The organism is Lwoffella lincolnii, assembly GCF_037201985.1.
Classification (GTDB): domain Bacteria; phylum Pseudomonadota; class Gammaproteobacteria; order Pseudomonadales; family Moraxellaceae; genus Psychrobacter; species Psychrobacter lincolnii.
On the sequence record NZ_CP147511.1, the window covers coordinates 1,386,611 to 1,410,201 of the forward strand.

Genomic DNA, 23,591 nt, shown 5'->3' on the forward strand with positions numbered 1-23,591 from the left:
TTTGCTTAGCCCCAAATTTAATCAGCTGGTTCATCAGCTACGCATCTTGCCAGGAGTCGGACAAAAGACCGCCCAACGTATGGCGTTGTACCTGCTTACCCACAAGCGATCTGGTGGCATTGCCCTAGCCACCGCTCTAAACGATGCCATGCAAAACATCATTGAATGCAACCGCTGTCATGGCTTTAGCGATGAGCCGATATGTCATCTTTGTCAAAACCCAAGGCGTGATGACAGCGTGCTGTGCGTGGTGGAATCGGTTACTGACATCATGGCAATAGAGAGCAGTGGCGGTTATCAAGGCCGTTATTTTGTATTGGGTGGGCATTTATCACCCATTGACGGCATTGGTGTCGATGAATTAAATATCGAACAACTGCTCAAACGCCTACAAGACGAACCCATCAATGAGCTGATATTAGCCACCAGCACCACCGTTGAAGGTCAAACCACTGCCCACTTTATCTCACAAGTTGCCAGCCCCCATGTCAGCACCATCACCCAACTGGCTCAAGGCGTACCAGTGGGTGGCGAACTTGAATACCTTGATGGAATCACCTTACATCAAGCTTTTAATCACCGTTTAAAGCTATCATAACCATTGATTTTAAAGTAAAATCACTTAAACCTTATTGTTTAAATATTGTTATTTAAAGCTTGTTGTGTGCAAAAGGTACGTATATCATAGGTATTGGCATTGACATTAAAAGACATTTCAGATAAAAAAGGCATGACCCATGAAAAACACCAACAAAACAATGAACAACACACGGCTTGGCACAGCCATTTTATCAATACTCGTTTTATCACTATCGTGGTTACACACCCCTGCTCATGCAGAGCCAATGGGCATATCACCAAAGGGTGAAGGCGTCATTTATCAAAATGAATTGGGCATTCAAACGGTGCGTAAAACTTTTAGCAAAGACACCCCGATGAAGCGTCATAATCACCCAAACGACATTGTTACCTTGACTGTTACCAATGGTTTGGCACAGGTGTTATTAAATGGTCAAGAAGCACATACACTGTCTTCAGGTGATGTGCTTATTTTTGATGGCAATCATGACATTGAAGCCACCTTTTTAGCAACGACAACGGTGGTGGTAACCTTGGTATCCAAAGATAAAACCGCAAACAATCACTTAAAGCCAGCACATCACCATCATCACGCTCATTAAAACACACCATAAAAAACAGCAGTAAAAACACGCCAAGCTCATCAAAAGCTTGGCGTGCGTCTGTTATGACTGTTTATGGTTTATGACCGTTTATGGTTTATGAGTGTTATGACCGTCATTCAACTGGCTCATCACCATAATACTTAACCCCAATCTTAATGGGTTCTCGTCCTTGGCTGCGGCGAAAATTATTGGTATCACGCAGTGAGTAAGCACAGCCACAGTATTCTTGTTGATAAAAATGCTCTCGTTTGCTAATCTCAATCATGCGATTACTGCCACCGCCTTTACGCCAGTTAAAATCCCAATATTCAAGGTCATCATAAGGGGCAGCGGCACGATGACCACAATCATTGATTTGCGCCATGTTCTTCCATCGTGAAATTCCCAAAGAGCTGGTTATTACAGGAAAACCATTTTCATGGGCATACAAGGCAGTGCGTTCAAATCGCATGTCAAAGCACATGGTACAGCGGCGACCTCGCTCAGGGTCTTGCTCCATGCCTTTGGCACGGGTAAACCAGTTATCCATGTCATAATCAGCATCAATGAATGGTATGCCATGCTTTTGGGCAAAAGCGATGTTCTCGTTTTTGCGAATCTCATACTCTTTTTTGGGGTGAATGTTGGGGTTATAAAAATAAATGGTAAATTCAATGCCACTGGCAATCATCGCCTCCATGACCTCACCTGAACAAGGGGCACAACATGAGTGCAGCAGCACTTTTTTATGTCCGTTTGGTGGGGTTAAAATGGGGCGGTCAATGGGGGTGAGTGTTGGATAATCACAGGCTTTCGCAATTGCCACAGGTGTGTCTGTTTTCATGTCAATAGTACTCATTGATGTGTGTGATTGGCTGATTTATTTAAGTTTAGAGTGCTGAAGTTTAGGGTAAAAGGACTGACCAAATGCCCAATTTTGTTGTATTGTGCTGTTTTTTTGCCCATTAAGCAAGTTTTTAGTGGGTAGAAATCTTTGTACTCCACCATAAAACACCCATGGCAACAGTCATAAAAAAACAATCATAAAATAGACTTCCTACAAAACTGATGAGCAACAATCAGATTATTCTTATTGTATAAGGCTTTTGTAAAAAAGCTGAACCTAATAAAATTAGGGTTTTGCAGTAAGTTTAATAAAAAAAAGCATGGATAACCATGCTTTTTTATTGGTGGTCAATAAACTTATTTTAGGTTTTAGGTTTCAATTCTATTCATCTTGTTTTCTTAACCTTATTAAGATTAAGCTCTGCCTATTTTGGGTTGCAGTTTTTGAACAAAATTTTGTTATTTGGGTCGGTGATGGTTGCAATGCCCGCTTGATTGTAGCTTTTAGCATCGATATAGTCTGCGGTCATGGTATAACCACCAAAACCAAAAACTGAGCTTGTCATATCTGATGCGTTGAGATTGATGGGCATGCCCACAGTTTTGCCAGATAAGCTGGCAACGGCTTTGGTTGGCAAATCTGCGTCGTTAAATATGTATTTGACGTTTATATTTTTGCCACCTTGGCAAGCATATTGGACGGTTTTTGGGCTCATGGCATTGGCAGAAACAGCCATCATACCAGCAGCGGCCATGATAAGACTAAAGGCAAGTTTTTTCATGAGATTTTCCTTGTGTGTCAATTGTGTCAATTTGTGTATCAGGTTTTTGTGTCAATTGGCATCAAATGATGCCCCATAATTGGGCATCATTATTATTAGGTACCAATATTAGGTGCCATTGACTGGGTGTCATTGAATGACGATATTGACGTTATGTGGATATTGACGTTATGTGATTGTCATTACAGTTTTTTAACATATCTGACATTGCAGTTTTTATAAGCAAAATCTCCAGCAGGGCTGGTGATGTTAATGCCCAATCTGTGGTAGTTATTTAATGACATGGCATCGGTCATTAAACTGTAATTATTTTCATCACCAAAAACGCTGTCAATGTTATCAGAACGGTTTAAATTAAGTGGCATAAAGCGAGTTTTGCCATCAACATAAGAGCTGGCATAGGTTGGCAGTCTTTGTTGGTTGAAACCATAAGTAACCGTCACTTGTTTGCCTGATTGGCAAGCATAAGTAACTTGGCGCTTTAACACGGCAGAGTCATGAGCTTGTTGAGCATCGTGAGCATGGGCAGTGCCAGTCAATCCAACAAGTGCCAAAACAGCAGCAGGGGCTAGGGCTAAAATTTTCATATAACATCTCCAAATGTTCTAAAAGTTTAAAAGAATGACGTTTGTTTGACAGCATATTAACCTAATTTACCCATCGCCAAATTTTAAGTGCATTTGCTTAGTTAATGAATGTGCTTAGTTGATGAATGTTAAGCATCTCCATGCAAACAGCAAACGCACAACCAAACAGTCAATGAATGGGTAAGGATAATGTAAAATGATAATGTAAAAAAAAAATAATACTATAGTGTTATGGTAAAGATTATAATATTAAGGTAAAAAATTATTGCTATAATCAGCAACTGATGTCATTGGAGTTATCAACACCACCATGCCCCCATTACCCCCATCTGAGACCGTCAGCCACATCAGCCACGCTCTAAACAACCCTACCTTAGCCATGGATGTCATCTGTGCCACAAGTTTGCCAACAGTTTGGGTGGGACATGAGCAGGCTTTGCAAGACTTACTTGCTGAACTTATTCATGTGAGTATGGTGGCACTGGATACCGAATTCATCAAACGAGACACTTACTATCCGATATTGGCATTGCTACAAATCAACACAGGGAAGCGGATTTATCTGATTGATGCTCTAAAGTTTGATGACCTAATGCCACTTTGGCAAGCATTGATGGCATGTCCACTGATGATTTGGCATGCGTGTGGCGAAGATTTGGCCATCTTTTATCTGCTGGCAGATTGCCCTGTGTTGACCAATGTCTTTGATACGCAAATTGCTTTGGGGTTTTTGACCCAACAGCTAAAAATGGGGTATCAAAAAGCAATTGCTACCGAGCTTGGGGTAGACATTGACAAGGGCGAAAGTCAATCTAATTGGCTACACCGTCCTTTATCTGATGCCCAAATAAACTATGCCACTGATGATGTGCGTTATCTATTGCCATTATTTGCGGTCATCTGTCGACAACTAAACGATAAAGGCTTGATTGACATGGTCATCGAAGACTGCCAGCTTTATGCCCAAGAAGTCTATGATGCTCAAAATATGGATGATGACCTACTGTATCTGTCAGCGGCAGATTATCGTTATGATGGGGTGCAATTGGCATTTTTGCAAAGTTTGTTGATATGGCGAGAAGAGCTGGCACGGCAGACCAATAAACCACGCCCCTTCATCATTCGCAAGCAAGGCATTGCTGAATTGGTAGAGCTATTACCAAGCACTCACAAACAATTATACCGCCAAACCAGTTTGCACCGACACATCATCGAGCTATATGGCTCAGAAATTATTAAGCTTGTGCATACTGCCAAACAATTGCCTGCCAGCGAATACCCCGCCCCCACGATACCACCTTACCGAAGTAAGGACAAAACCCTAAAAAATCAGTTAAATTCCATTTTGCAGGATTATCACACAAAAACGGGCATTCCCACCACCATACTATTAAAGAAAAAATGGCTCACAGAACTGCTTGAGCTGGTGGCATTAGAAATCATTGATGATGGTACTGGCATGACAGGCAATGAAGTCAGCCAGTTACCATTGGGATTGCAAGGCTGGCGATTGTCATTAGTTACCAATCATATATTACCTGTGCTATTTTCACATAAAGCACACATTCAAGAAGCCATGGATTTACAACACTCTAAGCATACTTGATGGGGGGGCAGGTTGTGTATTGAAGATGTCTTATTTATGATGTCTTACTGATTTATGGCGTCTTACTTAATTTAGGGTATCTTAATGGTTGGCATCGTAATTGGTATTCTCAAAATCGTCTGGTAAATCGGTATTATCAAAGTCATCTAATTGCTCAGCCACTCGGCGTTGTTTGTCTTCGTACAAGGCTTTTTCAATGGCGGTACGGATAAGTTGCCACAAAAATCCCAAAAATAAACCCACCACAATCACCACCATGATGGGTAATAAGCTGGTTAATGCTGTGGTGTGGTCTTTGGTCAACAGCCCATATACCACGCCAATACTGGCAGGAGCAAGCTCAACTGAATCACCAGCGGCTGTCCCAGGGGTTAATAATACCGCCAATAACACCACCCAGCTCATGCCACCAATCGGCTTAGGCAACGCTCTTACCACCAAAATCCATAATAACAACACCAAAACACTGCCACCAACATACGCATATAGTGGCAATTGTTCTGCTGGCACTTCCTTAACAAAATCACTCCACCAAAACACAAAACGACTGACCCAGTTGCTGATGTCATCTAACGGTAAATTCAGTATGAAGTCTTTTAACCAATCCATCATATGTCCAATCTTCAACCTAGGCATGTCAATAGGGTAAAGTCAGATTTTAACATGCCCTGCCCATCAGTCATAGCGTTTATCTTGCATTTGTTTGGTACGATTTTTGGCGGTTTTAGTCAATATGTCTGTTGGTGGCATCTGCACATAATAGCCTTGTGATGCCAGCTTATCCAATACGTCAGCTTTATCTGCCCGAGCCAATTTATCGGTTTTGCCCAAATCTAGGTGCATCACAAATTCACTGCGCCCCAAATTTGTCCGAAACGCCTTGGGCAACACGCCCAACCAATCGGTTAACGTCTCGATGTCGTCAGGATAATTGGGGCGAGCAACATAGACATACAAATCTTCATATTTGGGGAATTTATAGATATCGCAGTGCATGGGGTTATTTTACCTTACTTAACTGTGGCTAAAAATGTGTCTGAAAATGTATCTTGTGATGATTTGTCTTGTAATTTTGCCAGAAATTTTTCATAATGAAAGCATGTTTCAGGAGACGGCATAGTATAGCATCTATCTTGGGTACGGTTATCTTAGATATTTTTATCTTGGTGCTGTTGTCATGCACAAAACATGTCATGCACAAAATACTTTTATACTTTGTTATACTTTTGCCACCGAAGGCGTATGCACCCTGCCAATCGCTCAGGTCAAAGGACTGAAACACTCACACCCATTTTGATGTGTCATATTGACTTATTGACTTAAAGCATGGTCATAGTAAGCATGGTCATATTAACAAAAAGGTCGTGAAAAATCTGGAGAGCATGGCAAGCTGATAAGTTATCATGTCATATTGCCATCACCGAAGGGGAGAAAACAGCCAATCGGTTGGAGACATTCAACCATCATTGTCTGTTGAAAATCTCAGGTAAAACGGACAGATGGGGTAAAAATCAACGCCAAATCAGCTCATCACTCAGATAACAGCGTATTTTGATGCTTTGATTGTTTATTATGATGGTTGATTGCCTTCAACGTTTATGTTAACGGTTTGCTTTACCCTATTTGCTAAGGATTTTTATGACTGATTCACAACGCACTCCTTTTTATCAATCTCACCTGGATAACAACGGCAAAATCGTGGATTTTTCTGGTTGGGAGTTGCCCATTCATTACGGTTCACAGTTAGAAGAACATGATGCTGTCCGCACTGATGCAGGCATGTTTGATGTGTCGCACATGGTGGTCAGCGATGTGCAAGGCAAAGATACCAAGGCATGGCTACAAAAGCTGCTTGCTAATGATGTTGCTAAGTTAAAGTTTGTTGGTAAAGCCCTGTATTCTGGCATGCTTAACGAACAAGGTGGGGTGATTGATGACTTGATTGTCTATCGCATGAACGAAGATGAAACCCAATATCGCATTGTCTCCAATGCTGCCACTCGTGATAAAGATTTGGCACACTTCATCAGTGTTGCCCATGACTTTGATGTCGTCATCACCGAACGCCCAGAGCTTGCCATGCTCGCTGTGCAAGGACCTAACGCCATCGCCAAACTCAAACAAGCTAAACCAAGCTGGGCAGGTGTTTTAGATGGTTTAAAGCCGTTTGTTGGGGCAGATTTAACCAACATTGAAGGGGCAGATTGGTTTGTTGCTCGCACAGGCTACACAGGGGAAGATGGCGTAGAAGTGATTTTGCCTGGTGATGACGCATCAGCATTTTTTACCGATTTGCTTCAAGTGGGCATCAAACCTGCAGGTTTGGGAGCAAGAGATACCTTACGCATGGAAGCTGGCATGAACCTATACGGTCATGATATGGACGAGTCCATCAGCCCTTATGAATGCAATATGGGCTGGACGCTGTCTTTTAAAACCAAGGAAGCAGAAGATGAACGTGATTTTATCGGTCGTGATGCTCTGATTGCCAAGCGTGATATGTCCAAGGCTGATGGCACTGCCATGAAGCAAGTCGGCTTATTACTAGAAGGTAAAGGCGTGTTGCGTGAGGGCATGCCAGTCTTTATCAATCAAGGTTCGAGTGAACAAACAGGCATCATCACCAGTGGCACATTTTCCCCAACCCTTAAGCAATCGATTGCCATCGCCCGTGTGCCTGATAGCGTTACTGAAGGTGATGTGATGTTGGTGGATTTGCGTGGTAAAGGCAAGTTCTCTGAAGTCAAAGTCATCAAACTGCCATTTGTCAGAAATGGCAAAAAGCAATTTGATTGATTGTACACCGAAAAACTGACCAAAAGCATCAAAGGTGCTTTTGGGTCTTTATGTTCGTTTTATTATGTTTAGAAATTGATTTAGAAATTGAAATAATATGAAATATCTATGTACAGGTTTGGTTATTTTATTATTGGTAGGCTGTGATGCCAAAGACACTTGCTTAGATTATGGCGGTCATTATGATGAAGCAAACAAACAATGCGTCTATTAATAGCTTGACCAATCGTTGTACGCCGTACACTGCTTTTAAGTACACCCTTTAACCCATTAACTCATTAACCCCCATTTATTCACCAAACTCACAGGAGAAGACCATGAGTAACATTCCAGCTGAACTAAAATATGTCGCCAGTCATGAATGGCTACGCCAAGAAGATGACGGTACGATTACTGTTGGCATTACCGAACACGCTCAAGATTTGCTCGGTGATATTGTCTATGTGGAATTGCCAGAAGTTGGGCGTGAAGTATCCGCTGATGAAGAGATTGCCGTTGTAGAATCAGTTAAAGCGGCATCTGATGTTTATGCCCCCATCTCTGGCGAAATCGTTGCCATCAACGAAGAGCTAGAAGACGCACCAGAAACCATCAACACAGACCCATATGGTGATGGTTGGTTTTTTCGCATCAAACCTGACAATGCTGAAGACTTTGATGGCTTATTAAGTGCTGACGACTATAAAAATGAGTTGTCATAATTAAGACCATCATGGTTAAAAACCATCATGGTTAAAAAATAGTTAAACAGTGGTTAAATAGTGGTTGGGAAATCATTGAACAATCACTAAGCAGTGGTATCTGATAAGCCATCTGTTTGTTTTAGCCTTTTGTGTCGGCGACAGCAAAGGGCTAAAAACAGCCATTTAAAATCCAGCTCATAAAATCCAGCTAAGCCGTGCCATCTCTGACTTGGGCTGTTATGAATTTAAACGCCAACTCATCTATAAGGCTAAGCGGGACAAAACAATTAAAGAGTTGGACGGGTTTTATCCAAGTTCTAAGACTTGCCACGCTTGCAATGATAAGTTAGATAAATTACCTTTGAATGAATGAAACTGACAATGGCAAAATTGTGGAAATACTCATGACACAGACATTAATACCAGTCTCAATATTTTAAACAACGCAATAAAAGTATTAACTTTTACCTAAAAAAGTTTGTCGGTGAGTTCCACCGTGTCAGTCTATGGCGCTTATGTAAGACTTACGTGTAATCACAAAGTCAATCACCAATCAATGCCACTTTAGGCTACTTTAGGAACGACTTAGAAACAAATTAGAAACAGATTATAAACAAGTTAGGAATGATACATGGCAAATAACAATAAAGAAAACAGCATCAAAGAAAACACCATCGCCACACCCAACCACACGCCGCATCTTGATGCGTTTAAATCAGTGGTCAGCTCAAGACGGTCAGTACGCATCTTTACTGACACACCCATTTCTGATGAGGTGTTAGATGATTGTCTGCGTTTGGCAATGCTTGCCCCCAACTCAAGCAATCTGCAACCTTGGGAATTTTATGTCATTGAGTCAATACAGAAACGCCAACGAGCCAACCAACTCTGTATGAATCAAAATGCCGCCAAAACTGCCAATAAACTCATTGCCATTGTTGCCAATACCCACACATGGCGTCAGCATGCCAAGCAAATCATTGAGCAATACCCCAGTAAGCCTGTTCCCAAACTTGTCAAAGATTACTATGGCAAGCTTATCCCTGTGGCGTTCACCACAGGTCCTGCCAATGTGCTGACTCCGATAAAAAAAGCCGTCATCAAAGGACATCGTGCTTTTAAAGGTCCCATAAAAACGCCCATTTATGATGAAAGACAACGCAAGGAGTGGGCAGTGAATAATGCGTATTTGGCAGCTCAAAATCTGATGCTTGCGTTACGGGCTTATGGCTTTGACAGCTGTGCCATGGGTGGTTTTGATGAGCCAGCGATGAAAAAATTGTTAGGATTGAATGAACATCAACACATTGCCATGATGCTAGGGGCAGGTGAACGAAGTGAGAAAGGCATCTATGGCGAGCAGTTCCGTTTTGATGAACGTCGTTTTGTGCATAGAGTATGATGCTTTAAACTTAAACTTAAACCAATCATCTATTGACCACCGCTTTGCCATTGTTAATCAGTCATCAGACAATCAGTAACCAATCAATCAGCCATAATCAACAATCAACAATCAACTAAGCCAACGCCACATAAGCCAACACCACATAAGGAATGTCATATGAGCCACTCTCAATCAGCCACGCAAACATTTGCGACATTGTTTAACGAAAATGCTTTTATCCACCGTCATCTTGGTTCAGACAGCGACACACAAGCACAAATGCTAAAAACATTGGGTTATGATGACCTAGACAGCTTTATTGATGATACCGTGCCTAAGCCTGTACGTATGCCAAACAAACTGCAATTACCTGCTGCCATCAGTGAACATCATGCGTTGGCAAAACTGCGTCGTCATGCTGATAACATTACGGTGAATAAAAGCTATATTGGACAAGGATATTCACCCACTCGCTTGCCAGCGGTTATTCAACGTAATGTGCTAGAAAATCCCGGTTGGTACACTGCCTATACCCCTTATCAAGCTGAAATTTCACAAGGTCGGTTAGAGGCGTTGTTGAACTTTCAACAAGTCTGTATCGACTTGACTGGGCTAGATTTGGCTGGGGCATCGCTGCTTGATGAGGCCACGGCAGCCGCTGAAGGCATGGCAATGGCAAAACGTGTCAGCAAATCTAAGTCTGAGCGTTTTTTTGTTGATGAACGAACATACCCACAAACGCTTGACGTTATCCGTACCCGTGCCAAATATTTCGGTTGGGACGTGGTGGTTGGTGATTTTACCAAAGCAACCGACGGTGATTATTTTGGCGCATATCTGCAATATGTGGGGCGTGAAGGAGATGTGGTTGATTTAACCGACATCATCACCAAGTTAAAGAGTAACAAAACTATTTGTATCGTTGGGGCGGACATCATGAGTTTGGTGTTGTTAAAGTCTCCTGCCCAAATGGGAGCAGACATTGCTTTGGGCAGTACCCAGCGGTTTGGCATTCCCATGGGATTTGGTGGTCCGCATGCCGCTTATTTTGCTTTTAGCGATAAGCATAAACGCCAAGCCCCAGGGCGTATTATCGGTGTGTCAAAAGATGCTCAAGGCAACATGGCTTTACGCATGGCATTGCAAACTCGTGAGCAACATATCCGCCGTGAAAAAGCCAATTCCAATATTTGCACATCACAAGTCCTGCTGGCAAATTTGGCAGGCATGTATGCCGTTTATCATGGGGCGGTTGGGGTTAAACGCATTGCCAATCGCATTCACGCCATGGCAACTGCCTTTGCTGATGTTATCCGCCAAACAGATGGTGATAACAACGTGGTGCATTCGCTGTTTTTTGATACGGTGCTGATTGATTGTGGCAGTGAGAAACTGGCTCAGCAAATCTATGAAAATGCCGCCAACGTTGGCTACAACTTATGGCAACATGGCGATGGCAAGCTGTCTGTTAGCTTTAGCGAAACCAGCGATCAGACTGACTTTGAAGCACTCACTCAGCTGTTTGTCAATAAATCCCATCAACTGCCAGAGCAAGCTGATATTTGCCTGACCGATGACCTGCTTAGACAAAGTGACATTTTGACCCATCAAGTTTTTAACAGTCATCACACCGAACATGAGATGCTTCGCTACTTAAAGTCACTAGAAGACAAAGATTTGGCGATGAACCGCAGCATGATTTCTTTGGGCAGTTGTACCATGAAATTAAATGCCACCAGTGAGATGTTGCCCATCACATGGAATGAGTTTGCCAATGTGCATCCATTTGCCCCCCGTGAGCAAGTAACAGGCTATATCGCCATGATTGATGAGTTGCAAAATCAACTTAAGGCCATCACAGGTTTTGATGCAATCTCCATGCAACCCAATTCTGGGGCATCAGGTGAATACGCAGGTCTGCTTGCCATTCGCCGTTATCATGAAGCCAATGGTAACAGCGAACGAAATGTTTGCCTAATCCCACGCTCTGCCCACGGCACGAATCCTGCCACCGCACAGATGATGGGCATGACCGTGGTGGTGGTGAATACCGATGAACATGGTAATGTCGATACTGACGACTTAAAAGCCAAATGCCAAGAACACACAGACAAACTTGGGGCATTGATGATAACCTATCCATCGACACATGGCGTGTTTGAAGAGGGTATCCGTGATATTTGCAACCTTATCCATGAACATGGCGGTCAAGTCTATATGGATGGAGCAAACATGAATGCTCAAGTTGGCATCATGCAACCTGCTGACGTGGGGGCAGACGTGCTACACATGAACCTGCACAAGACCTTTTGTGTCCCCCATGGTGGTGGTGGTCCGGGCATGGGACCCATCGGCATGAAATCACACCTTGCCCCTTATATGACCAACCACAGCGTAAGCCCCGTGCATAATGCCAGTCATCACACCAGTGCCGTCTCAGCTGCCCCTTATGGCTCAGCCAGCATTTTGCCCATTACTTGGATGTACATCACCATGATGGGGGCTGAAGGTCTGACGCAAGCCACCAAACTGGCATTGCTCAACGCCAACTACATTGCCAATGAACTCAAAGACAGCTACCCTGTCTTATACACTGGCAAAAATGGGCGTGTGGCTCATGAATGTATCATTGACATTCGCCCATTAAAAGAAGAAACAGGCATCAGCGAGTCGGACATTGCCAAACGTCTCATGGATTATGGCTTTCATGCCCCAACCATGAGCTTTCCTGTCGCTGGCACATTAATGATTGAGCCAACTGAATCTGAATCAAAAGCTGAGCTTGACCGCTTTATCGCCGCTTTAAAACAAATTAAAGCCGAAGCCATGCAAGTCAAAGAGGGCAAAGATGGCTGGACAAGCAATGATAACCCATTGGTTAATGCCCCACACACAGCATTTGTGATTGCCAGCAGTGATTGGTCGCACCCTTACAGTCGTGATACCGCCGCTTTCCCATTGGATTATATTCGTGGGCATAAGTTCTGGCCATCGGTTGGACGGGTTGATGACGTGTATGGCGATAAAAATTTAATATGCAGCTGCCCAAGCACCGACAGCTATGCTTAAAACCCTGTTTGATGCAAGCATGCTTAGCAAAAGGACTCGCCATGTCAACACTTTGGTACAGCACCAAAAAACTGATAAAAAGCCATGTGCTGGTGATTGGCTTACTGTTGGCATGGCAATTTTCGGTTCAGTTTGGGCTGTTGCCTGATTATTTATTGCCATCACCTTGGCAGATTGTGCTGGCGTTTGTGAATGACTTTGTTTTGCTGATGACCCATGCCAAATACACGTTAGCAACGGCATTTTTAGGCACAGGCATTGGTCTTGTCATCAGCTTTGTGCTGTCGATTGCCATGGACATGTCCAAAACCATTAAGCAAACCGTATACCCATTAATTTTACTTAACCAAACCATTCCCACCATTGCCATTGCTCCTTTGTTAATCATTTGGCTTGGCTATGGCATCACCCCAAAAGTGGTGCTGGTGGTCTTATCGGTATTTTTTCCCATCACCGTGGCATTGGTTGATGGCTATCAATCAGTCAGCCGTGAACATCTTAATCTGTTTAAGTCCATGCAAGCAGATAAAATAGATTTATACCGTCATCTTAAAATCCCTGCCGCCATGCCATCTTTTTTTACAGGGTTAAAGGTTGCGTTATCTTATGCCCTAATCTCAGCGGTGATTGCTGAATGGTTGGGCGGTTATTATGGATTGGGTGTATACATGACCCGTGTGCGTAAGTCTTATGATTTAGACAGCATGTTTGCGGTGATTTTTTTGATTAGTGTGTTAACTTTATTATTGATTGCTTTGGTAAAGTGGCTAGAACGCCAAGTATTAAAGCATGAGTATCAATAATTTGGTTTATCATGATTAACATTTTTTTATAAAAATTCATCATTAATTAAGGTTTAAGAAATTTAAAAAAGAAATTTAAGGAAACGTTATGTACTCACCCTCTTTTACCCCCATGGCAATCTGTCATATTGACCACCGTTCACACACACCCATCAAGGTGGTGCTGATGATGACCATGGTGGCATTGCTGATGTTATTAACCGCTTGTCAGCCCAAATCTGACAGCACCGTTACCAATGATAAAACCGACAATCAAGCCAATAACGCCAATGACACCGCAAAAACTGAACTGGTCATCTCACTAGATTGGGTACCCAACACCAACCACACAGGGCTTTATGTGGCACAAGATAAAGGCTACTTTGCAGAAGAAGGGTTGGAAGTTAAAATCGTTCAGCCCAGTGAAGACAGTGCGTCCACATTGGTGGCGACCAACCGAGCAGATTTGGGCATTTATTTTCAACCCAATATGGTTAAAAAACTGGTCAAGGACGTACCCATCACCGCCGTTGCCGCCATTGCTCAGCATAACACCATAGGCTTGATGTCATTAAAATCATTGGGAGCAACCAAGCCAAAAGACCTGAATGGTAAACGCTACTCCACATGGGAAGACCCCATCGATGATACCACAGTTGCCCATATCGTGGGAGATGATTTGGTAAAAATTCCTGGTGAGACCACCGATGCCACGACTGCCTTACGGTTAAACCAATTCGATTATATCTTAGCCTATTATGGCTGGGACGGTATCCATGCCCAAATAAAAAATGTGGCAACTGATTTTTTCTTTTTAAAAGATTATGAACCCATTTTTGACTATTATAGCCCTGTCATTATCGCCAACAACACCACGTTGCAGAGTAATCCAGATAAAATCAAACACGCCCTAACTGCCATTAAAAAGGGCTATGTTTATGCCGCTCATAATCCAGAAGACAGTGCCAAAATATTACTCAAATACGCCCCAGAAACCAACGAAGAGTTGGCAATGGCAAGCCAAAAATATCTGTCTGCTCAATATCTTGATGATAATGGCGATTGGGGCAAATTTGACTATGGTCGCTGGGATAAATTTTATGAATGGGTCTATGACAACAAACTGATTGATAAGCCCCTACCACCACAAGCTGGGGTAAGTAATGATTATTTACCATAAATATCCACAAAATACCTAATGAACAACACAACAGATGCCATGCTGATATTACAAGACATTCACCATGCCTTTAATGGGTCGCCATTATTTGCAGGCATCGATTTGCAAGTACAAAAAAAACAACTGGTCAGTATTGTCGGAGCAAGTGGTGTTGGCAAGACCACGTTATTTAACATCGCTGCAGGGCTGATAACGCCATCATCTGGTGATGTGTGGATCAACGGCAACAACACCACAGGCAAAGCAGGTACGGTTGGCTACATGCTACAAAAAGACTTGCTGTTGCCATTTAAAAGCGTGTACGACAACATCAGCCTGCCTTTGTTATTAAAAGGACAAACCAAATCACAAATTGCCCAAACGGTTAAGCCACAACTGCCTTATTTTGGGCTTGATGGGTTAGAAAACCAATATCCACATTATCTGTCTGGTGGGCAAAAACAGCGAGCCGCCTTGCTAAGAACCTATCTGAGCGATAACCCCATTATGTTGCTTGATGAGCCGTTTTCGGCATTGGATTTTGTGACTAAAAATGAGATGTATCATTGGTTTCATCAATTACAACAACGGCTGGAGCTGACTTGCCTTATCATCACCCATGACATTGACGAAGCCTTATTTTTGTCTGATGAGATTTATGTGTTAAAAGGATTCCCTGCCAAATTCAGTCATCGGTTTGTTATCCCTAAATATGATGGTTTTTTAGACAGCCAAGCCTATATTAAACTTAAAAAAAGCATTTTACATGCCATTCAAAATAACATTTCTTAACTAAGATAAGCCATAAACATAGGACACGTCATGCAAAGCATTCAAGTCAAAATTCTAAACCCTAAAATTGGGCAAGACCCCAATTTTCCCATTCCCCAAAAAGCCACCATGGGCAGTGCAGGCATTGATTTGCGGGCTTGTATTGATGAACCCATTACCATACGCCAAGGACAGACCGAACTGATAGGGACAGGGCTTGCCATTCATATCGCTGACCCAAATTATGCAGGGCTGATTTTGCCACGCTCTGGTTTGGGGCATAAGCACGGCATCGTATTGGGCAATTTGGTGGGGTTGATTGACTCAGATTATCAAGGTGAGCTGATGGTGAGTATCTGGAATCGCAGTGATACCGACTTTATTTTACAACCCGCCGAGCGTATGGCTCAATATGTGGTGGTGCCAGTGTTATCACCAACTTTTGACATCGTTGATGAGTTTGGTCACACATCAATGCGTGGTGCAGGTGGTTTTGGACACACAGGGCGACAATAACAACCAAGACAATAACAACCAAGACAATAACAACCAAGACAATAATCAAGAAATAAAATGGTCAAAAAACAAAAAAATAACCAAGCAACAAAATGGTTAAGAGACAACCACCAACATCGCTAAAGAAACCAGCACATGGAAACCGTCAACTTACCTCACCCGTTCATTGTTCAGTACCCACTGTTTAAAGCTTATGATATCCGTGGTAACCACGAACTGTTTACCGATGATTTTTTGGCAGTATTGGCTTATGTGTTTGCTGAGTATTATCAACAAGCAGGGGCAAGTACGGTGGTGGTGGGCTTTGATGCCAGACAATTTAGCCCAATCATTGCAGACAAGCTAACCCATGCCTTAATCACTGTTGGTATCAAGGTGCTGTCTTTAGGGCTTGTCACCACACCGATGATGGTGTTTTGTGCCGAACAGCAAGAAGGTCATGGCATCATGGTTACCGCCAGCCACTCTGCCAAGCATTATGCTGGCATCAAATGGCTCACCCATCACCAATCGCCAAACAGTAACGACATTGAGCATTTTTATCGACGCATGGCTCATGTTCACATCACTGGCGATATGGCGCATGGGCGTATGAGTTTAAATAACGGCACAGACAAGCAAAACCCACCAGCACAGTCTTTAGATATTTTTACCGACTATCAAAAAGCGATTAAACAGGTTTGTCAAACGTTGATTGACATTGACACCAAGACCATGTTGCAAAAACAGAATCAAGGTTTGGCAAATGGCAACTTAAATCACCACACTAAGCCTTTATTGGTGATTGACTGTCTCAATGGGGCAACCAGCGCCTATGCCCAACGGTTGTTTGATGAAATCATACAAATGACAGGCTTTGCCCAATCGGTCATTGTTCTTAATGACAATGCTGATGGTAACTTTCCTAAAGGCAACCCAGACCCCACCGAAGCAAACAGGCTGACAGAACTGGCAAATACAGTGGTTAAGCATCATGCCAAACTTGGATTGGCGTTTGATGGTGATGGCGATCGCTTGTGTGTGATTGATGAACAAGGACGGCTGTTTAGCCAAGACAATCTGTTGTATCTACTTGGGCATATTGCCATCAGTGACACACGCCTGCTTAATCAATCACAACAATATCAATCACAACAAGAACAGAACAAACCTGCTGTGCTATTTGATGTCAAATGTTCACATGTGTTGCCAAAACTGATACAACGTGATGGTGGCACGCCCATTTTAAGTAAAACGGGCAGCAGCCATCTGCGTCATGCGTTAAAAAACGAACATCGACACGCCCTATTTGCTGGAGAATTATCAGGGCATTTTATCTTTAATGATGGGCATTTTATCTTGCATGACGATGCCATGTATGCAGGGGTACGCTTATTGATTTGGTTAAGCAAACACGCTAAGAGCCTAGCCAATATCAGAGATTCCTTACCATCAGTGGTCAGTACTGGTGATGTCTATCTGCCTTTGCCAACAACCAACCGACCCATCATAGATGCCCTATTTGGCTGGTATCAGCATGGAAAATCATTTCTTACCAATACATCAGCAAAGTTGATACAATTAGACACCACCGATGGGCTAAGGTTAGAATATGAACATGGCGTGGGTGTGGTCAGAACATCAAACACCAGTCCAAGCTTGACCTGTCGCATTGCAGGTGATGATTTGTATCATTTTAATGCCATAAAAGCCCACTTAGTCACTTTATGCAAACAAGTAGACACAAATTTGGCAACACAAATCGCCAATATCAACATACATCACTCATGTCAGTAAGCCACATGCCACCCAAACACATGCTACCCAAACCAGCAGATGCCAAAAATACTGCCTTTTTGACGGCTTATCTTTTGCTCATCTAATCTTTTTTTCATCAAACATCAATCAAAAATCTTACCTTTATTCATAATGCCATTAGGGTCAAAGACTTGTTTAATCGCTTTTAGATAACCAATTTCTTCATCAGTGCGTGTGTAATTTAAATACGGTTTTTTGGTCATGCCCACACCATGCTCGGCTGAGATTGAACCATGATATTTTTTGACTGTGGAAAAAACATGATGATTGACGGTTTTGCATTTTTCAAAAAACTCATCTTTGCTTAAGTCATCAGGTTTTAAGATATTTAAATGCAAATTGCCATCTCCAATATGACCAAACCAACAAATCTCAAAATCAGGGTAATTGTTACTCACAATTTGCTCAATATCAGCGATAAAATCAGGCACATGACAAATCAGTACCGACACATCATTTTTATAGGGGGTGAAAACCGAAATGGTTTCAGAAATGTATTCTCGCAACTTCCACAGCTCTTGGGCTTGGGCAATCGACTGGCTCATTACCCCATCAATAATCCAACCTTGCTCCATACACTCTGAAAAAATCGCCATCGCCATGTCCATCATCGGCTCATAAGGTGCTTCAAACTCTAACAAGGCATAAAATGGGGCATCTGTTTCAAACGGTTTTTGTACATGTCCTGTGGCTAAAAGCTTGCTCACCGCCACATCATCAAAAAATTCAAATGCTGTCAAATCCATCTTGGCTTGAAAAGCAGATAATATTTGCATGATGTGGGCAAATTCTGGCACGCCCAGTACCATGACACTCAAATTTTTGGGCTGACGTTCAAGTCTGATTTGGGCTTCGGTAACGATGCCAAGCGTGCCTTCTGCTCCGATAAACAGCTGACGTAAATCATAGCCTGTGGCGTTTTTTGTCATGCCGTTGTTTAAGTGTAAGACATCGCCTTTGCCTGTTACGACGGTTAAGCCCAATACCCAATGGCGGGTCATGCCATAACGAATGACCTTAATACCACCAGCATTGGTACTGATGTTGCCACCAATTTGGCTTGAGCCTGCTGAAGCAAAATCCACAGGATAATACAAATCGTGGCTTTCGGCGAAGTCTTGTAAGGTTTTGGTGATGACTCCTGCTTGAAGATGCACCATGCGATCAGCAGGATAATAGTTGATGATGCGGTTCATTTTATCAAGGCTGATGACCACTTCACCATTACTGGCAACAGCCCCAGCTGATAACCCTGTGCGTCCACCACTTGGGGTGATGATGAGTGATAAGTCATTACATGCTTGAACAATGGTTTGTACTTGTTCGGTGGATTTGGGGAAGATGATGACTGATGCGTTGGGGTCAAAGTGTTTTGTCCAGTCTTTGCCCCAATGGTTTAAGCTATCAGGGTCAGTTTTAATTTGAGCAGGTTCAAAGCCGTGTTGGTTTAAGGTGTCTAATAGTTGATTAATTTTACTCATGGTCTTTGTCATGCTAAAAAGTTAGGGTTAAACTGGGGTTAAACAGTGATTTTAAGTGATTAGCTAACATGATACAAGACACACAAACAAATGATAAAATTATCATCACCCATCACTTCCCTGCCTTGTTACTCTCAGCACTTCTTCTAAGGTTGTCTTACCCGCCAAGACTTTGCTTATGCCATCATGCCTTATGGACGGTGTTTTACTGCGAGCATACCGCTCCAAGTCGTATTCTGCCACTTTTTCATGTATCATCTGTCGCAAGTCATCATCAATAGGGACAACTTCATAAATGGCAGTGCGTCCCTTAAAGCCTGATTGGTTACATTGCTCACAACCTTGGGGAATGGGAATTTTAACTTGTTGATGATTCAAATCTGTGTTTTGCAATAACTTTGCTTCGCTGACAGTGGCATCTCGCCATGTGTGGCAGTGTGGGCAAAGGGTTCGTACCAAACGTTGAGCAACCACCCCAATTAATGATGATGATAACAAAAACGGCTCAACTCCCATATCTTGCAAACGAGTCACTGCACCAATGGCAGTATTGGTATGCAAGGTAGATAATACCAAATGCCCTGTCAATGATGCTTGTACGGCAATCTCTGCCGTCTCTAAGTCACGGATTTCCCCCACCATCACCACATCAGGGTCTTGTCTGAGCATGGCTCTTAGGCTACGAGCAAAGGTCATGTCCACTTTAGTATTCACTTGCGTCTGCCCAATACCATCTAACTGAAATTCAATGGGATCTTCAGCGGTCAAAATATTGCGGGTCTGATCATTAAGTTCAGTCAAGACGGCATAGAGCGTGGTGGTCTTACCTGAACCTGTCGGTCCTGTTACCAAAATGATGCCATGTGGTCGATGGATTAGGCGTTGTAACTGAGCATGGTCAGCATCAGCAAGCCCAAGATAGCTTATGTTCAGTCGCCCTGCCTGTTTGTCTAACAGTCGCATGACCACCCTCTCACCGAAGCTAGACGGCAAGGTAGAGACCCGAACATCCACCTCACGCCCCGCCAGACGCAACGAGATACGCCCATCTTGTGGAATGCGTTTTTCAGCAATGTCAAGCTTTGCCATGACTTTAATACGAGAAACCAATAAAGGGGCAAGTTGGCGTTTTGGGCTAACCACCTCTCGCATGTCACCATCAACTCGAAAACGCACTGACAACCGTTTTTCAAAAGTTTCAATATGAATATCAGAAGCGTTTAGGCGAATGGCTTCTGACAGCAAGGCATTTATCAGGCGAATGATGGGGGCATCATCTTGACTGTCCATCAAATCTTCAGTTTCAGGCACACTGTCTGCCAAACTCATCAAATCTGGGTGGTCTTCTAGCCCTGCGGCGATATGTTGTGACTCACCTGTGTTGCCTTGATAAAAAACTGCCAAACGCTTATCAAATTCATTCACACTTAAGCGTTCAAAGTAAGGCATTTGCTTATCACCTTGCTCATGAGCAAAGCGAATGGATTCATTGACGGCAGATAATGGAGTTTTCTCAGTCATCACAATGGTGGCAGGTTCACCCATTTGTGAAGCAGGAATGACCAGTATTTGGTAACGTTTGGCGAAACTGTAAGGAAGTTGAGTCATAAAAAATGGCTAAATTTAATGCTAAATTTAATAATGAACGGATATGATGACGTAAAATATCGTAAAAATAAAGCAATCGGTTGATAAATTTTATTGTCAAAGTATGCTAATTTTTAGTACAAACATCACTCAAAAGCATGTTCTGATGACGTTTGATTGATTATAATATTGCATTATTTCAATATTCTTATTTTAACCTGTTAAAAATACCAAACACAAAAGGACAAGCGATGCGACTTCTCACCTTGGTTGACCAACTTTTTTTGTTGCTTGAATCACGCACGCAACCGATGCATGTCGGTGGTTTATTTTTATTTGAACCCCCAAAAGATGCAGGTCATGACTTTGTCAAAACCTTAATGGAACAAATGCAAACATCAACCACACCGCCAAGCTTTCCGTTTAATCAAGTGTTAGATAGATTATTATTTTGGCAAAAAGATGATAATTTTGACTTAACTCAGCACTTTCGCCATATTGCCCTGCCACAGCCTGCCCGTATTCGTGAGTTACTTGCCTATGTGTCTGTGGAGCATGGCAAACTGTTAAACAAGTCCAACCCCATGTGGGAATGCCATATCATCGAAGGGATTGAACCTGAAACAGCCGAACGACCACAGCGATTTGCCTTGTATTTTAAAATTCACCATTCGTTGGTAGATGGCATCGCCGCCATGCGATTGGTCAAAAAATCCTTGTCGCAATCCCCTGATGAACAGATGACGTTACCATTATGGTCTCTGCTCACTCGCCATCGCAATCAGATTGATGCCATACTGCCAATCAATAAACCCATCAAACAAATCATCAAAGAACAACTTGGCACAATAAAACCTGTCGCTAACGAACTTATTAAGACCTTGAGTATCCAAAAAATTAAAGATCCCCATTTTATCAACACCTTGCAAGCACCCATGTGTATGCTCAATCAACGCATCACCCCATCACGCAGATTGTCCACCCAGTCTTATGATTTGTCTACCTTTAAACGCATTGCTGAAGGGTGGCAAGTGTCGGTTAATGACGTGGTGTTGGCAGTGTGTGCTGGGGCAGTGCGGCATTATTTACTCCAAAATGATGCCCTACCAAAAAAACCACTCATTGCCTTTGTGCCAATTTCGTTGCGAACAGACAACAGTGCCAGTGGCAATCAAGTATCTTTCTTGCTTGCCAATCTTGGCACTCACTTACATGACCCCATCGATCGCCTAAAAGTCATCAATGGCAGTATGAGAGAAGGTAAAGAGCGGTTTGGGCGTATGAACCAAGCCCAAGTGATTAACTACAGTGCCATTGCTTATGCTTGGGCAGGATTAAATTTATTAACCAATTTATATCCAAAAAAACAAGCATTTAATCTCATCATCTCTAACGTCCCCGGTTCAAAACAAGCGTTATATTGGAATGGGGCTAAGCTAAAGGCGTTATATCCTGCGTCAATTTTACTCAATGGACAGGCGATGAACATTACGTTGGCGACTTATATTGATAAGGTGGAATTTGGCATCATGGCATGTAATGATGTGTTGCCCCACACCCAAGACATGCTCAAATACATTGCTGATGAATTGTGTCTGCTAGATGGCATCACCAAAGACCATAAGGCTGGGGCATGTCCTTGAGTTGGTGCATGTTAATTTAATGCAACGTCAATTTGACATCACATCAATTTAACACAATATCAAAACCATCAAAACTCATCGCCCCACTCAGGCACAACAGCCTGCATCAACGACTTTAATAGTTTCACGTTACAGGCAAAGACCGAGCCTGTCTGCATGGCTTGATGTGCCCCTTTATGGTCAACAACCACACCACGAGCTTCATTCACTATCAACTCCCCTGCGGCAATGTCCCAAGGTTTTAACGACATTTCAAAATAACCATCAAAACGCCCTGCTGCCACATAGCTTAAATCCAACGCTGCTGAGCCTAAGCGACGTACTTGACCACCCATCTCACAGATGCGTGCTAAGCTGTTAAAATGTTGGTGAATGAACGGATAAATCTCTTCACCTTGTTGTCGCTCCAATGGATGCCCAGTGGTGAACAAACCACCTGAAATCTCTTTACGCTCACTGACCTGAATACGGCGTTGATTTAGACGAGCCCCTTTGCCACGGCTGGCTGAAAATAACTCATCTCGCACAGGGTCATAAACCACACCATGTTGAGTAACGCCCTTATGTTGTACAGCAATGGACACACAAAAATGTGGCACACCATGGATAAAATTATGCGTGCCATCTAATGGGTCAATCACCCAACACCAATCGGCATCATGACCATGGCCTTCTTGCAAGCCAAACTCTTCTCCCAAAAATGAATGATTGGGATAGTTATTCTTTAAGGTGGCAATGGTCAGCTCTTCACTGTATCTATCAATGCGAGTAACCAAACCATCTAGCCCTTTTGACTCGATGTTCAGCTCGATTTTGTGGCGGTTATTGTGAGCCTTTAATATCTCACCACCAACCAGTTGAGCAGCTCGTGCTGCTATTTTAACCATAGGCTCCATAAATTTTCTCTCTTTGTTTTAGGGCGTGTTGAACATTGATAAC

At 42.8% G+C, this 23,591-nt stretch carries 22 protein-coding genes and 1 riboswitch; of the genes, 14 read left to right on the top strand and 8 right to left on the bottom strand.

Annotated elements, in window-relative coordinates; translation table 11 throughout:
* The first annotated feature begins 1 nt into the window (after window position 1).
* Window positions 2-598, top strand: a complete 597-nt coding sequence (gene recR / locus WDM69_RS06240) for a recombination mediator RecR (RefSeq protein WP_078306858.1) — start codon at window positions 2-4, stop codon at window positions 596-598.
* Between the two features lie 139 nt (window positions 599-737).
* Window positions 738-1,181, top strand: coding sequence for a cupin domain-containing protein (locus tag WDM69_RS06245; RefSeq protein ID WP_240494844.1), 444 nt, complete (start codon window positions 738-740; stop codon window positions 1,179-1,181).
* A 115-nt stretch (window positions 1,182-1,296) separates the two neighbouring features.
* On the opposite strand, the gene WDM69_RS06250 is transcribed toward WDM69_RS06245, so the two are convergent.
* From WDM69_RS06250 to WDM69_RS06260, 3 genes are all read right to left on the bottom strand, one after another.
* Entirely contained in the window at window positions 1,297-2,007 is a 711-nt protein-coding gene (locus tag WDM69_RS06250; RefSeq protein ID WP_078306859.1) for an epoxyqueuosine reductase QueH, read from the bottom strand.
* A 427-nt stretch (window positions 2,008-2,434) separates the two neighbouring features.
* The gene (locus tag WDM69_RS06255) at window positions 2,435-2,791 is read right to left on the bottom strand and encodes a DUF7606 domain-containing protein (protein WP_338755131.1); all 357 of its coding nucleotides are present in this window, start codon (window positions 2,789-2,791) and stop codon (window positions 2,435-2,437) included.
* A 182-nt stretch (window positions 2,792-2,973) separates the two neighbouring features.
* The gene (locus WDM69_RS06260; protein WP_338755132.1) at window positions 2,974-3,378 is read right to left on the bottom strand and encodes a DUF7606 domain-containing protein; all 405 of its coding nucleotides are present in this window, start codon (window positions 3,376-3,378) and stop codon (window positions 2,974-2,976) included.
* A gap of 310 nt (window positions 3,379-3,688) precedes the next feature.
* Here WDM69_RS06260 and WDM69_RS06265 point away from each other — a divergent pair, with 310 nt between their 5' ends.
* Window positions 3,689-4,984, top strand: coding sequence for a ribonuclease D (locus WDM69_RS06265; protein ID WP_338755133.1), 1,296 nt, complete (start codon window positions 3,689-3,691; stop codon window positions 4,982-4,984).
* Between the two features lie 81 nt (window positions 4,985-5,065).
* Here the strand turns inward: WDM69_RS06265 and WDM69_RS06270 are convergent, their stop codons facing one another.
* Together WDM69_RS06270 and WDM69_RS06275 are read right to left on the bottom strand one after the other, a co-directional pair.
* Complete coding sequence (locus WDM69_RS06270) at window positions 5,066-5,596, bottom strand: hypothetical protein (RefSeq protein ID WP_338755134.1); 531 nt, start codon at window positions 5,594-5,596, stop codon at window positions 5,066-5,068.
* Between the two features lie 63 nt (window positions 5,597-5,659).
* Entirely contained in the window at window positions 5,660-5,980 is a 321-nt protein-coding gene (locus WDM69_RS06275) for a YcgL domain-containing protein (protein WP_338755135.1), read from the bottom strand.
* Between the two features lie 367 nt (window positions 5,981-6,347).
* Window positions 6,348-6,493: riboswitch (glycine riboswitch) on the top strand.
* 129 nt (window positions 6,494-6,622) lie between these two features.
* Between WDM69_RS06275 and gcvT the strand changes: the two genes are divergently transcribed.
* The 10 genes from gcvT to WDM69_RS06320 all read left to right on the top strand — a co-directional run bounded on the left by gcvT (window position 6,623) and on the right by WDM69_RS06320 (window position 17,920).
* Entirely contained in the window at window positions 6,623-7,780 is a 1,158-nt protein-coding gene (gcvT, locus tag WDM69_RS06280; RefSeq protein ID WP_338755136.1) for a glycine cleavage system aminomethyltransferase GcvT, read from the top strand.
* Window positions 7,781-8,097: 317 nt separating this feature from the next.
* A complete protein-coding gene (gene gcvH / locus WDM69_RS06285; RefSeq protein ID WP_338755137.1) occupies window positions 8,098-8,481 on the top strand; it encodes a glycine cleavage system protein GcvH in 384 nt (127 codons plus the stop codon).
* A gap of 211 nt (window positions 8,482-8,692) precedes the next feature.
* The gene (locus WDM69_RS10040; protein WP_422393258.1) at window positions 8,693-8,836 is read left to right on the top strand and encodes a zinc ribbon domain-containing protein; all 144 of its coding nucleotides are present in this window, start codon (window positions 8,693-8,695) and stop codon (window positions 8,834-8,836) included.
* Window positions 8,837-9,094: 258 nt separating this feature from the next.
* Entirely contained in the window at window positions 9,095-9,865 is a 771-nt protein-coding gene (locus WDM69_RS06290; protein ID WP_078306866.1) for a nitroreductase family protein, read from the top strand.
* Between the two features lie 159 nt (window positions 9,866-10,024).
* Window positions 10,025-12,916, top strand: a complete 2,892-nt coding sequence (gene gcvP / locus WDM69_RS06295) for an aminomethyl-transferring glycine dehydrogenase (protein ID WP_338755138.1) — start codon at window positions 10,025-10,027, stop codon at window positions 12,914-12,916.
* A gap of 41 nt (window positions 12,917-12,957) precedes the next feature.
* Complete coding sequence (locus tag WDM69_RS06300) at window positions 12,958-13,719, top strand: ABC transporter permease (RefSeq protein ID WP_078306868.1); 762 nt, start codon at window positions 12,958-12,960, stop codon at window positions 13,717-13,719.
* Between the two features lie 175 nt (window positions 13,720-13,894).
* Window positions 13,895-14,878 carry an ABC transporter substrate-binding protein gene (locus tag WDM69_RS06305; protein WP_411350826.1) on the top strand — a complete coding sequence of 328 codons (984 nt, stop codon included), beginning with the start codon at window positions 13,895-13,897 and terminating at the stop codon, window positions 14,876-14,878.
* Between the two features lie 18 nt (window positions 14,879-14,896).
* Complete coding sequence (locus WDM69_RS06310; protein ID WP_338755140.1) at window positions 14,897-15,649, top strand: ABC transporter ATP-binding protein; 753 nt, start codon at window positions 14,897-14,899, stop codon at window positions 15,647-15,649.
* A gap of 30 nt (window positions 15,650-15,679) precedes the next feature.
* On the top strand, window positions 15,680-16,144 hold the full coding sequence (dut, locus tag WDM69_RS06315; RefSeq protein ID WP_338755141.1) for a dUTP diphosphatase: 465 nt from the start codon (window positions 15,680-15,682) through the stop codon (window positions 16,142-16,144).
* 135 nt (window positions 16,145-16,279) lie between these two features.
* Complete coding sequence (locus WDM69_RS06320; RefSeq protein ID WP_338755143.1) at window positions 16,280-17,920, top strand: phosphomannomutase/phosphoglucomutase; 1,641 nt, start codon at window positions 16,280-16,282, stop codon at window positions 17,918-17,920.
* 104 nt (window positions 17,921-18,024) lie between these two features.
* On the opposite strand, the gene WDM69_RS06325 is transcribed toward WDM69_RS06320, so the two are convergent.
* Together WDM69_RS06325 and gspE are read right to left on the bottom strand one after the other, a co-directional pair.
* Entirely contained in the window at window positions 18,025-19,422 is a 1,398-nt protein-coding gene (locus WDM69_RS06325; protein ID WP_078306871.1) for an FAD-binding oxidoreductase, read from the bottom strand.
* A gap of 105 nt (window positions 19,423-19,527) precedes the next feature.
* A complete protein-coding gene (gene gspE / locus WDM69_RS06330) occupies window positions 19,528-21,030 on the bottom strand; it encodes a type II secretion system ATPase GspE (RefSeq protein WP_338755144.1) in 1,503 nt (500 codons plus the stop codon).
* 230 nt (window positions 21,031-21,260) lie between these two features.
* On the opposite strand from gspE, the gene WDM69_RS06335 reads away from it, so the two are divergent.
* Window positions 21,261-22,652: a WS/DGAT/MGAT family O-acyltransferase gene (locus tag WDM69_RS06335; RefSeq protein WP_338755145.1), complete on the top strand. Its 1,392-nt coding sequence runs from the start codon at window positions 21,261-21,263 to the stop codon at window positions 22,650-22,652.
* 68 nt (window positions 22,653-22,720) lie between these two features.
* Here WDM69_RS06335 and WDM69_RS06340 read toward each other — a convergent pair whose 3' ends face one another.
* Complete coding sequence (locus WDM69_RS06340; RefSeq protein WP_078306874.1) at window positions 22,721-23,548, bottom strand: inositol monophosphatase family protein; 828 nt, start codon at window positions 23,546-23,548, stop codon at window positions 22,721-22,723.
* Window positions 23,549-23,591: the final 43 nt, after the last annotated feature.